Source organism: Streptomyces misionensis (assembly GCF_007896895.1).
Lineage (GTDB): Bacteria > Actinomycetota > Actinomycetes > Streptomycetales > Streptomycetaceae > Streptomyces > Streptomyces misionensis_A.
On sequence record NZ_VOGW01000114.1, the window covers coordinates 1 to 11,588 of the forward strand.

Below are 11,588 nucleotides of genomic sequence, written 5' to 3' on the forward strand. Positions count from 1 at the left end.
CCCCACACGGAGCAGACGGCGCCGATCGGCCCCAGACTGGATCTGCCCGTGGCTCCTGGATTGGCAGCGGCACTACCACGTCATCGGGTGACGCATCCGCCCCTTGTCAGGGGCACTGCCGTGTCGTAAATCGTGCCTGCCGCCGGCATGCTGCTGGGGTTTCAGAGAGACGGTTCATGACCGAGGCTTTGTACGGTCCGCTCAGCGCGCTCGGTAGGACCCTGATCACCAGTGCTGCCGCCTACCGGGGTCCGCTGCAGATACAGCGCCGTGCCTTCGCTGCCGACGCCGAGCGCAGCGAAACGACACCCAGCAAAGCCGAGAACGAGCAGGAAACAGCACGCCAGACGGAGGCAAAGCGAGCGAACGCGGCCCATCAAGAAGCCGAGACAGAACGGGCCTTCACCCGGCAGCAAGCCGAGCAACTACAAGAGACAGTTCGGAGTCTATGGCAGACGCAACGGGAAACCGCAGCCACGAATCAGACCCATACCCACAAAAAGCAGGAGATCGAACTCGCCCCGCACACCGGCCTGCGCAACGGCGAACTCTTCGGCCTGCGCTGCGAAGACCTCGACCTCGACGGCGGCACCGCCACCATCCGCCGCACCCTCCGGCACACCCGTACCGGCGGTCTGGCCACCCTGCCGACCAAGACCATCAGCTCCGAACGGCGATCGCCCTGCCGGCCTCCTGCGTCACCTCGCTTCGCGCACACCGCGAGCGGCAGGCCAGGGCACGAGACCGAACGGGCTCGGTGCGGCAGGGCAGCGGGCACGTCTTCACGCGACCGGACGGACACCCGATCGAGCCCGCCACCCTCACCCGCCACTTCAACGCCCTGCTCCGCGATGCCCGCCTACGGCCAATCCGTTTCCACGACCTCCGCCACTCAACGGCGACGCTCCTCCTGGAGCAAGGCGTCCGGCGACCGTCCATCCTTCGCGCATGCCGCGCAGTGTCTGGTTCAGTCCGCCGCCGCCCACGGCCCGGGCCAGCGTGATCGTGGTCCAGGCGCTCAGGCAGAGGAGGAGGACCAGGCCGGTCAGCCGGAGCTGCACCCAGGCGACTTCTGGAGGCCGCTCGGCCTCGGCGATGAGCCGGGCGAGGACGTCGGAGCGGGGAAGCTGGCGTCCTCGTCGAGGAAGTACAGTCACTCGGCCGGATCGCCCGCCTTGTGCAGCGCGTCAGTGCCGGCGTTGCGACCGCCGGCATATTGGTACTCCCTGGGTGGAGGTGCCGATTCCGATTGAGCGGGCACTTGCTCAAGCCTCCAAGGTGAACGCCGCCGCACCTTCACGAAATCGCGTTCCGGTCCCTGGCACCCCCGGCGGTCCCGTCACTTCGAACTAGGGCCTGTTGCAAAAGTGTCTGTAGCGACGTTATGCAACGGTTCCGATCGATGCCACGCGGCACTCTCTATGCCTCGGGTCCTGGGTTGTTGCTGCGTTGCGGGTCTTGATCTGACAGGTGACCGAGTCGCTCGGCGAGGGCAGTGGTGTGCTCCAGCCGAGCCAGGACGGACATCGCCGCTTCTTGTCTGCGATGGAGCGCGTCGACGTCTTGACGCAACGCGCGAAGGCGCGCGCGCATCCGCAGCCGCGTCTGCCATGGATGCCACAGCGCCCGGAGCAGATGTTGGGCTGTCGCCTGCCGATATTCCTCACACTGCGCCATGAGTTCTTCGAGAGATACACCCAGGACACCGCCAAGGCGTTGATCGATCAGTCTGATGACCTCGCATTGCAGGGCACGTTCCTCACCGCCTCCGGCGAAGTCCAAGACCCTGCGCGGTATGCCGGCCGAGAGCGCCGCCACCACAAGATCCGAGATCGCTTCCCGCTGGGCGTGCTCGGCGTCACGGCCGTCCTCCAGGATCGCGGTGACGCCAAAACGCGCCGTCACAAGCAGTCGTTCCCCGACTAAGTACCGCGGCGGGCTCTCCCTCCGGCTCGGCACGATGTCGCCTACCCTGTCGCGCACCGCTGCGACGCGGAGGAGCTGCTGCATGACCGCTGCGCGCAGCTGCCGACGCTCCTGATTCATGGAGAGATAGTTGGTCACCGCGGCACCGACGACACCGCCGACCGTGGTGTATGCCAAGTCCATCCATCCAGGCATGGGAGCCGCCTCACTGTGCCGGGAGCAGGCAGATCATTTCGCACCGAAACGGTCCGAGCGTAAGCGAGCTGCTGAGCCGAGGAAAGACCGAGATCACGTGAAGCAGGCAGGCCCTACATGATCTGCCAGACACCCCGGCAGCGCGGGCTCACCGGTCACAGCCACTCGTTGATGGCCGCTACGAGGACGGTCGCCTCATAGCGGACGGCGAGTTTCTCGTACCTGGTGGCGACCGCACGGTGGCGCTTGAGGCGATTGATCCCGCACTCGACCGCGTGGCGCTCCTTGTAGTCGGTCTTGTCAAACTTCGGCGGCCGACCACCGCGGGAGCCGCGCTTCTTGCGGTTGGCGGCCTGGTCCTTCTTCTCCGGGATGACCGCCTTGGTGTGGCGTTTCCGTAGGTAGGCGCGGTTCTTGCGGAAGGCGTACGCCTTGTCCGCCCGCACGCGGTGGGGCCGGGTGCGTGGTCGGCCCGGCCCGATGCGGGGCACGCAGATCGCCTTCAGGACGGGCTCGAACTGCGGGGAGTCCCCGCGCTGTCCGGCCGTGATGACGATCGACACGGGCTTCTGGCCCTGCTCAACGGCCAGGTGCAACTTGGTGGTCAGGCCGCCGCGCGAGCGTCCGAGGCCGTAGTCGTCCGGCTCGGTGGCGATGCCGCCGGGCGGCTCTTTTTGCAGGTCCCGTTTCCGCGCCCCGGCGGCGTGCTGGTGGGCGCGCACCACGGTGGAGTCGACGTTGATGTCCCAGGTGATCTGGTTCTTCGTGTCGGCCTGGGCCTGGAGTTCGGTGAAGATCCGTCTCCAGGTGCCGTCCCGCTGCCAGCGGCGGAAGTCGTACACCCGGCCCCATGGCCCGTACCGCTCCGGGACATCCCGCCATGGCGTCCCGATCCGCGTCCGCCAGCGTATGCCGTCGATCAGCTGCCGCCGCGTCCATATCGGCCGACGTCCCGGCTTCTTGCCCTTGGGCAGCAGCGGCTCCAGGCGGGCCCATTGTGCGTCCGTCAGATCTCCACGCGCCACGAACCAAGATCACCCCAAGCCCAAGATCCACTTTCGACACACGCCCTAGCATCGCGAGCAGGCCCAGCCGATCGCGCTCCTGCTTGACCCGCTCCGTCGGCCAGCAGAAGACTGGGGCTAAATCGGCCAACTGGCTGGAATCCCCTGGTTCACTTTTTCTGCTGGCAACTCCACCTTTAAACGGCAGCACCTGCCATCCCCTTGATCACATGGGTGACAGCCGCCGCGAAAATCGCTTCACCTTGACGCAATTCATACGCATCGGAATTTCCGATTCCCCTTGGCAGCGAAGCAAGGGTCCGTGCGTGCCAGATCTTCGGGGAGGCCGGGCGGGTCAGGCGTTGTCCGGCCAGGTCAGGCATCGGGCGTAGTGGACCAATACGGCGATGACCATGAGGGCGGCCGCCATGCCACCCAGGGTCATGACCGTCGAGGGCGAGCTGGCGTCGACGACGATTCCGCCGCTCAGGGCGCCGAGGGAGATCGTGGCCTGGAACGACGCGGTGAACATGACGGAGGCGGCCTCGGGGGTGTCGGGACTCGCCTTGGTGAACCACGTCTGGGAGGAGACGGGCACCGCCCCATACGCCACGCCCCAGACGATCAGGAGGGCGACCGCTCCGGCTTTCCATTGGCCCAGGACGGGCAGGAGCAGGGTGGCGGCGGCGATCGTGCCGGCGGCGGTACCGAAGGTGGCCCGCGGGTGGCGTGCGACCAGGGAGCCGCCCAGGAAGTTGCCGAGGATGCCCGCCGCGCCGTAGATGAGCAGGAAGACGGTGATGAGCCCGGAGCCCGCGTCGGTGACCTGCTCGAGGAACGGGGTGACGTAGGTGTACGCGCCGAAGTGCGCCAGCACGACCAGAACGGTCAGGAGCAGGGCGAAGCGCGTGGCGACGCTGTTGAGCATGCTCCGCAGGACGCCCAGGCGGGTGGTCTGCTGCGGTGGCAGGGGCGGCGCGACGATCAGCAGCATGATCAGCACGCCGACGGAGAGGCCGCCCATGGCGATGAACGCGGTACGCCATCCGGCCAGGTCGCCGATGAACGTGCCGGCCGGTACGCCGAGTACGGAACCCAGGGGCACCGCGGAGAAGATCACCGCTGTGGCTCGGGCGGCGGATGCGGCGGGGACTAGGCGTTCGGCCAGTGAGGCGCCGATGGACCAGAAGCCGCCGATGACGATGCCGACGATGACGCGGGAGACCAGGACCAGCCAGTAGTCGGGTGCTGCCGCTGCCAGGAAGTTCGCCGCGGCGAGCAGGACCATGAAGGCGCACAGCATCAGGCGGCGGTCGATCCGCGCGGTCGCGACGGTGACGACGGGCGCGGCGATCGCCGCGAGGAAGCCGGGCATGGTCATCATCAGTCCGGCCATGCCGTCGGAGATGGTGAAGCTCGCACCGATCTGGGTCAGAAGTCCGATGGGGAGGATTTCCGTGGTGACGATGGAGAAGATGCCCAGCATCACCGCGACGACGGCCAGCCATCCGATCACCGGGGAGCGGTGCGGTGAATCGGCCTCGCCAGGATCGCGCGTGGTGGCGGTGGTGGATGCAGCCATGAATTCCGTCCTGTGATGGTGTGCTGTTGCCTGATCAGTTCAGCAGGCGCGGCGGGGCGAGGGCTGGCAGATTTGCGACATGAGTGCCGTCACGAAGGGTGGCGTCGCAAATCCGCTCATCGGCACCCCCGCAGTCGGCGCAGGTCACCGGCTCGGTAAGGGGGTTCTACGGCAGGGATCCGACGCCGCTCAGTTCATACGCGACTTGGGTAGGTTCCTTCTGCGGCGCACGCGCATTGCCGTACACACGCGCAGTGCGGGCGTACTTCCCGTGCGACTTCAGCACGATTGCGTCGACCTGTGCGGAGAGGCGGAGGGGGGTGGGGCGGTGGGTCTCATGCCGGTCGCCGTGGCTCTACTTTTCCCTTCAAGAGTTGCTGGATTGGACATCTCAGCAGCCCGCGAGGTTTTCGGTGTCGACCGTTCCGATCTGATCGACCCGTGGTACGAATTCGTCGGCTGGGCCCCGGACGATGCATAGAATTGCGATGCCTGCCGTGTGGAGCGGCTGTGGAGCACAGATCAGCTGCCGAAGGCGCACACCATCGTGGTACCGGCCTGGCCTGACGTGCACGAGGAACCGCCGGCCGCCCTCGTCCGGGCGCTGCGGACCGCGCACGGCGCGCGTTGATCACGGCAGCGCCGCAAAGGCGCTGGGTCGCCGCCTGTTCGCCCCCTTCGCCGACCCGGGCACGGACGCCACCGTGATCGTCGAGCACGAGACGGACCGGGTCCTCGCGCAGATCCTGCCGTGGCTCTCGGAACATCTGGAGCACGAGCTGACCGTGGACGGCATTTCCGAGCAGGCCCGGGTCAGCCGTCGCACGCTGACTCGCCACTTTCGCTCGCACACCGGCATGGCGCCGTTGCAGTGGGTGCTGTCGCAGCGGGTGCACCGGGCCCAGCGTCCGCTGGAGACGGAAGACGACGGCCATGAGCGTCGAACAGATCGCGACGCGGTGCGGGATGGGAACCGGAGCGAAAGGGAATCAGGTGGCGAACCAGCCGACTCCGGCGCTGCCTGACGCCTTCTACTACGACCTGGGGCGCGGCCGTTCGGAGAGCAGTACGGCCACGGCCGAAGGCCTGGTGGTGCTGCGCTCCAGGCGCGGTGCGGAAATGGGGCCGGCGTTTCCGGAGATCGTGGCCAGGGCTGTGCAGCGGCCTGATGACCGCGATGGACGGCGAGCTGGTCGTATCGGACGCCGCGGGTCGTCTCGCGTTCGAGCGGTTGCAGAACCGGCTGGTCCGCCGCGGTGCCGGGGCATCGCGAGCAGCCGAGGAGTAGCCGGCCCACTCCACTGGCGGACTGCCTCAACCGGTACCTGGCCGGCTGGACCTGGCCCACGGTGGAACAGCGCATCGACCCGGAGGCCTGGAGTCAGCTCAACTGGTTGGACAGCGAGGAGGTGACCTACTGGCAGCGACAGCCGGCGGCCGACGGCAGCCACATGGCGGGGTGCTGACCCGCCTTCGACCGGTTCGACGCCGCCGACACTGCGATCAGCGCCCGCGCGTCCCCGAGGGCGCTCAGCTCGTGGGCTCCCAGCGCGCGGCGCAGCCACGTCTGGCCGCTGTTCACCACCGCGGTGAACCGAATGTCGTCGTCGAAGCGGAGTTCCTGCACAGCTCCCCCAGAGGGCGTGTCAGTCACCCGATTCTGCCGGGCGAGCCGCCGCAAGGTGCTGCTCTCCGCCTCTCCTGAGAGTTTTTGGCCGCGCCACGCGTCGTCCACCTGCCTCTCGGATGCCGTCCTGCGTCTTCCGTCCCTCGCTACTCGGAAGCCGCCCCGCAGGCCACGGCCGTTCGTCCTCGCACCGGTCGGCGGTCGGCCTGTGGCCCAGCGCACTGCTGCCAGCCGCCGGCCTCCTCTACGCTGCGTACCGTGATCGCGAAACCCGCCCCCACTCGCTCGTGCTGCGGCACCACCGTGCCCGGTGAGGAAAGAATCGGTGCCCGCTCCGGGCTCGCCCGGGGGACCGGGCTCATGCCGCCGGGCGCCTGGTTGCACGGCCGCAGCACTCCGGGAGGCCCTCGGTGACGGCTGGCGACCGGTCGTGGAGCACGGAGCCCGAGGGCCAGCAGGTCCCGCCCGGCGTGCCCGGCACGGCGGCAAGGCTGCGAACGATCGTCGCGGAGCTGTCGGACCGTTTCTACGAACGGGACGACGTGGTACGCGCGCTGGTGGTGACGCTGCTTGCCGGGCAGCACTCCCTGGTGCTCGGCCCGCCCGGCACGGCCAAGTCCGAGATGGCCCGGGAGCTCACCGGCCGGATCGAGGGGGCGTCGTACTGGGAGATCCTGCTGTCGAAGTTCACCGCTCCGACGAGGATGTTCGGGCCCATCGACGTGGCCGCGCTCTCCCGGGGCGAGTACCGACAGGTCTACGAGGGCCGCGCCACCACCGCGCACATCGCGTTCATCGACGAGATCTTCAAGTGCTCCACGGCCGCGCTGAACGAGACGTTGGGCTACCTCAACGAACGGATCTACCATCCGGAGAACGGCGGCGAACCGATCCACTGCCCCCTGATCGGCGCGATCACCGCCAGCAACGAACTGCCGGAGAGCGACGACTCGGCCGCGATCTACGACCGGTTGCTGGTGCGGATCGAGGTCGGGTATCTGGCGGACCCGTCCAACTTCGCCGCACTGGTCCGCTCCGCCGTCGGCCGCCCGGCCGCCCCCGCCCGGACCACCGTCGGACTAGCCGCGCTGCAGCGGGCCGTGACCGAGTCCGTCCCGGGCATCGACGTCCCGGACACGATCGTGGACGCCGTGTGCACCCTGCGTGCCGCCCTGCGCCGCAAGGAGCTCGTCGCCTCCGACCGCCGCTGGCGGCAGGCGGTGCGCCTGCTCCAGGCCTCCGCCTACCTGCAGGGCCGTCCGGCGGTCGCCGAGACCGACCTGTCGATGCTGACCCATGTGCTGTGGGACTCGCCCGCCCAGCGCCCGACCGTCGAACGGGAGGTGCTGCACCTGGTCAATCCCGACGCCAAGGAGGCTCTCGACCTGGCCGACACCATCGACGAGCTGGAGGCCCAGCTCGACGCCATGGCCGGGCAGTCCCGGGAGGCTTTGAGCGAGTGGGTCATCAAGAACGCTCACGGCAAGCTCGCCGTGGCGGGCAAGCGGTTGGAGACGCTGCGCACGGAGGCGGCGAACGCCGGTCGCTCGACCGCGGCCATCGACCGCGTCATCGGTCGTCATCGCGCTGTCCGTGCCCGGGTGCTCACCGAGGCCCTCGGCGTGGACGTCAGCGCGGTGGAGGCGCAGCCGTGAGCGTCGAGGAGACGGGGGCGGAAGCCGCGGACGGTGCTGACGGCGGGACACCTGTCGGGCTGGACGGGCTGATGCGCCGCCCCGGGGCTTGGCTGGGACTGGGCGTCGGGCGGCCCGGGCGGCACACCGCGACGGTGGTGGCGGGCCCCTTCGAACGGATCGCCTGGCGCGACACGCTCGCGCAGTCGACCGCGCTGCGCGAGCTGGTCGACGAACTGCGCCCACAGCACGCCCACATCGACGATCTCCTCGCCGATGTCTTCCTGGCCGCCTACCAGGAGACGGAACCCCGGCTGCGCGAGCCCGCCGAGATGGACCCCGCCCGGCTGGCCGATCACGAGATCGTCACCGCGCTGGTGAGGTCGCCGGACTTCGCCGAACTCCGCTGGGAGACGGCGGGCGACCCCTACGCCGCCGCCATGGCCGTCCTCGTCCAGGCGACCGCTCTGCGCCGGATGTTGGTGCGGGCCTGGGACGCCCGGGAGTCGACCGGCCGTGCGGGCACGGCTCTGCGGGACGCTCAGAACGCTGCCGCTCGCGTGGGCGAGGCGCTCAGGAGGGCCGCTGCCGCAGCCGGCGAGGACGGTGCCGTGCCGGGCCCGGTCGCCGTCGCCGCACAGCGGGCGCTGGGAGCCGCCGAGGCGGCCGAGGGCACCGCCCGGCAGGCCGCGCAGGCCGCCGCCCGGGCCGTCGCCGCGGTCGCCGCCGACATCAAGGTCATGGCGCGCAACGCCACCGCGCGGGCCGCCGAAGCGGTGCGGCATGAGGCCGCGCTGCATCGGGCGTGGGGCGTCGGCCCCGGCGAGCTGGAGCGCATGTCGTTCGAGGAACGCGACCGGCTCGCCGAGCGGCTGCGCGGCGGCCGTCTCGCCCGGTGGGCCGAGCTGATCGGCCGGTTCCGGCAGATGGCCGGTGGCGAACGCGCCCGCAGGGTGGAGAACACCACCGGCGAGCTGATCGGCGTCACCCTCGGAAACGACCTCTCCCGCGTACTGCCCTCTGAACTGGCCCACCTCGGCCTGCCCGGTCTCCGCGCGGTCTTCGCCGCCCGGTACGCCGCCGGGCAGCTGATGCTCTACGACAGCCAGGGCGAGCAGAGCACCGGCAAGGGTGCCGTCGTCGCGTGCGTGGACACCTCGCACTCCATGTATGCCGAGGGCCCCGGCGGCATCACCCGGGAGGCGTGGGCCAAGGCATGCGCCTTGGCGCTGATGGACCAGGCCCGCGCGGCGGGGCGGGACTTCGTCGGCATCCTGTTCTCCTCCGCCGACGAGCTTCGCGTCTTCCGTTTCCCGGCCGGCCGGCCCGCCTCGACCGCCGCGGTCGTCGACTTCGCCGAGACCTTCCTCGGTGGCGGAACCGACTTCCAACGGCCGCTGTCCGCAGCGGCGGATGTGCTGGCGGAAGAATTTGCCGCCGTCGGCCGGGCGCGCGGGGATGTCGTCCTGATCACCGACGACGCCTGCGAGGTCACCGAGGAATGGACACGCGACTGGCGGGCCGTCAAACGCCGGCTGGACTTCAGGCTCTTTGGCATGGCCGTCAATAGTCCGGCAGCCACCGAGCACGGCTCGGTCCTGGAAGCCCTGTGCGACAACCTCCGCAATGTCGAGGACCTCACCGACGTGCACGCGGCCGCCGATCTCTTCCGGCTCGTCTGACACCGCTCGGTCGAACCGGGTACGGCCCCGACGCCGTCCGGCGTGCTCCGGGGACGGGTGCCGGGCGCCCCGACCACCGACAACCCGAAACACGCCGACCTACCGAAGGCGCGCGCGATGCCATCGTGCACCGGATGCCAACGGCGGAGCGGCGGGCGCGTGCGTGCGTGGACGGACGTGGCATGCATGGGGAACGCGCTCGGTGACGGCAAGCAGACGTTCGCCGCGCTGCGGCGGGTCGAGGCAGCGGCGCCGCAGGAGGCTCGCCGGCCCGCGCTGCGGGCGCTGACTGCCGGACTGCTGTACGGGCCGACGCGGATCGAGGGTGTCCGCGAGTTCGGGGCCCGCACCGGTGCCCTGGTCGCCTGACGTGACGAAGCCATCCGCCTGATCCCCCGTGACGGGCAGCCCGTGACCGGTGAGCAGAAATCAAGATCAGCTACAGCGACGTAAGTGTCCTCATACAGCTCACCCGCTCCCGCGTCGAAACGCTTCTGCCTATCGTGGAGCTACGAGGTCGAGGCCGCTGCCGCTCCCAGCGCGCTGGTGGCGAGCAGCTTCCACGTCACATCCTCGACCTATTCCACCGCTGCCGCCCGTCTCGGTCGGCCTGGTACCAGACCACCACCAGTCCGCAGTGACTCGACGAGCGAGGTGACGGCTCGAGGTGTAGAGGTGGGTGCATGAGCGAGAGTGCAGTTCCGCTGCCCTCGACGTACCTGGTGCGTCCGGGAAAGAGCTGTCACCTCGCCCCGAACCGATGCCGACGCATCACTCGAGCCGCCTCAGGGGCCGCCTTGGCAGAAGGGCCCCTGGCCGCGGCAGGTCGCGCCGCGTGAACAAAAAGGGGACACCACCGTATGTCGGACCACACCGTGGAACCGCCCGAGGCCGGTTGGGCGCCCAGGTGGGCAGGAGCGCTGCTGTGCCTCGTGGTGGCCGGGGTCCATGTCGTGGACCAAGGCGGTATCACCGCCACCAGGGACCCCTACTACATCGGCATCGCCTACCACGTCCTCGAGATCGCGGCCGCGGTCGCCGCGGCGCTGCTCCTGGCCGGCTGTGTCCGGGCGGGATGGCTGCTGGCGGCAGGGGTCGCCGCCGGACCCGTACTGGGCTACATCCTCTCCCGGGGGCCGGGCCTGCCCCACTACAGGGACGACGTCGGCAACTGGACCGAGCCGCTCGGACTGGCCAGCCTCGCCGTCGAAGGCGCTCTGTTCCTCCTGGCCGTTCCGCTTCTCGCCCACAGCCTGCGCCGCGGGCCAAGATGACACACTGCTCGTGACGCTGGCCCTGGTCGTGTGATCGGGCCGCCAGGCTGGGCTGCCCCCTGGCCAGGCCTCCCACGCAGCGGGGAAACCTCAGGCGGAGTAGCAAAAGCTCCGTTCAGCCGCCCAGCTTGACCGCACAGCGCACATCGTCGGCGTAAGCCTCGGGCTATTCCCAGGCCGCAAAGTGGCCGCCGACACTGTGTCCCACGTACGCGCGTATGTTCAGGAACGGACGGGTGACGTGGGCCCGGCACACCGGCCTCATCCCTGCCCCGCACGCGTCGTCCTACCGGTGGTCCCGGGCCGCTGTGGAGGCACTGGGCGCCGACGCCGTCCGGGCCGCGATGCCGTCCCCGCCGATCGGCGGCGGCACGGCAACGGACCGGATCGCCGAAGGGCTCGGCATCCCAAACGTGATACGCGAGCAGGCGAACGTCACGGCCTTCGTGGTGCGGCGGTTCGTCGACCGCGGTCCGCTGGTCAACGCGTCATGCCGTACGGCCGTGCTGCGCGGGATCGGGGCGATGGTTCCGGCCCGGGCCGTGGCCAACGACGAACTGTCCGCGCTGCTCGACACCAGCGACAACTGGATCCGCACCCGTACCGGCATCCGCCGGCGCGACTGGGCGGACCCGGGGACCGCCACCAGCGACCTCGCGATGGT

General features: G+C 69.6%; 9 protein-coding genes and 2 pseudogenes. 8 read left to right on the forward strand and 3 right to left on the reverse strand.

Annotation, left to right across the window (positions count from 1 at the left end; genetic code table 11):
* Nucleotides 1-512 precede the first annotated feature (512 nt).
* Nucleotides 513-925, forward strand: a pseudogene (locus tag FRZ03_RS40420) (tyrosine-type recombinase/integrase); the annotation flags it as partial.
* Nucleotides 926-1,470: 545 nt separating this feature from the next.
* On the forward strand, nucleotides 1,471-1,926 hold the full coding sequence (locus tag FRZ03_RS39225) for a hypothetical protein (RefSeq protein ID WP_186785518.1): 456 nt from the start codon (nucleotides 1,471-1,473) through the stop codon (nucleotides 1,924-1,926).
* Nucleotides 1,927-2,276: 350 nt separating this feature from the next.
* Here FRZ03_RS39225 and FRZ03_RS20080 read toward each other — a convergent pair whose 3' ends face one another.
* Both FRZ03_RS20080 and FRZ03_RS20085 read right to left on the reverse strand, forming a co-directional pair.
* Nucleotides 2,277-3,146, reverse strand: a complete 870-nt coding sequence (locus FRZ03_RS20080) for an IS5 family transposase (protein ID WP_146466546.1) — start codon at nucleotides 3,144-3,146, stop codon at nucleotides 2,277-2,279.
* A gap of 334 nt (nucleotides 3,147-3,480) precedes the next feature.
* A complete protein-coding gene (locus FRZ03_RS20085) occupies nucleotides 3,481-4,707 on the reverse strand; it encodes an MFS transporter (protein WP_186785519.1) in 1,227 nt (408 codons plus the stop codon).
* Between the two features lie 704 nt (nucleotides 4,708-5,411).
* Here FRZ03_RS20085 and FRZ03_RS39230 point away from each other — a divergent pair.
* Nucleotides 5,412-5,732 (forward strand): helix-turn-helix domain-containing protein, encoded by a 321-nt coding sequence (locus FRZ03_RS39230; RefSeq protein WP_186785520.1) that lies wholly within the window; start codon nucleotides 5,412-5,414, stop codon nucleotides 5,730-5,732.
* A gap of 389 nt (nucleotides 5,733-6,121) precedes the next feature.
* On the opposite strand, the gene FRZ03_RS20100 is transcribed toward FRZ03_RS39230, so the two are convergent.
* Nucleotides 6,122-6,334 carry a hypothetical protein gene (locus tag FRZ03_RS20100; RefSeq protein ID WP_146466548.1) on the reverse strand — a complete coding sequence of 71 codons (213 nt, stop codon included), beginning with the start codon at nucleotides 6,332-6,334 and terminating at the stop codon, nucleotides 6,122-6,124.
* 470 nt (nucleotides 6,335-6,804) lie between these two features.
* On the opposite strand from FRZ03_RS20100, the gene FRZ03_RS20105 reads away from it, so the two are divergent.
* The 5 genes and pseudogenes from FRZ03_RS20105 to FRZ03_RS40425 all read left to right on the forward strand — a co-directional run.
* Nucleotides 6,805-7,989, forward strand: coding sequence for an AAA family ATPase (locus tag FRZ03_RS20105; protein ID WP_146466589.1), 1,185 nt, complete (start codon nucleotides 6,805-6,807; stop codon nucleotides 7,987-7,989).
* 71 nt (nucleotides 7,990-8,060) lie between these two features.
* Nucleotides 8,061-9,650 carry a VWA domain-containing protein gene (locus FRZ03_RS20110; RefSeq protein ID WP_146466590.1) on the forward strand — a complete coding sequence of 530 codons (1,590 nt, stop codon included), beginning with the start codon at nucleotides 8,061-8,063 and terminating at the stop codon, nucleotides 9,648-9,650.
* A gap of 186 nt (nucleotides 9,651-9,836) precedes the next feature.
* Nucleotides 9,837-10,019 (forward strand): hypothetical protein, encoded by a 183-nt coding sequence (locus tag FRZ03_RS20115; RefSeq protein ID WP_261399267.1) that lies wholly within the window; start codon nucleotides 9,837-9,839, stop codon nucleotides 10,017-10,019.
* Nucleotides 10,020-10,510: 491 nt separating this feature from the next.
* Nucleotides 10,511-10,924 (forward strand): hypothetical protein, encoded by a 414-nt coding sequence (locus FRZ03_RS20120; RefSeq protein ID WP_146466549.1) that lies wholly within the window; start codon nucleotides 10,511-10,513, stop codon nucleotides 10,922-10,924.
* A gap of 218 nt (nucleotides 10,925-11,142) precedes the next feature.
* A pseudogene (locus FRZ03_RS40425) lies at nucleotides 11,143-11,588 on the forward strand (hypothetical protein); the annotation flags it as partial.

Coding starts and splice junctions, on each gene's coding strand:
- FRZ03_RS20085 (WP_186785519.1), bottom strand. CDS start 4,707: ATGGCTGCATCCACCACCGCCACCACGCGCGATCCTGGCGAGGCCGAT.
- FRZ03_RS20110 (WP_146466590.1), top strand. CDS start 8,061: ATGCGCCGCCCCGGGGCTTGGCTGGGACTGGGCGTCGGGCGGCCCGGG.
- FRZ03_RS20115 (WP_261399267.1), top strand. CDS start 9,837: ATGGGGAACGCGCTCGGTGACGGCAAGCAGACGTTCGCCGCGCTGCGG.
- FRZ03_RS20120 (WP_146466549.1), top strand. CDS start 10,511: ATGTCGGACCACACCGTGGAACCGCCCGAGGCCGGTTGGGCGCCCAGG.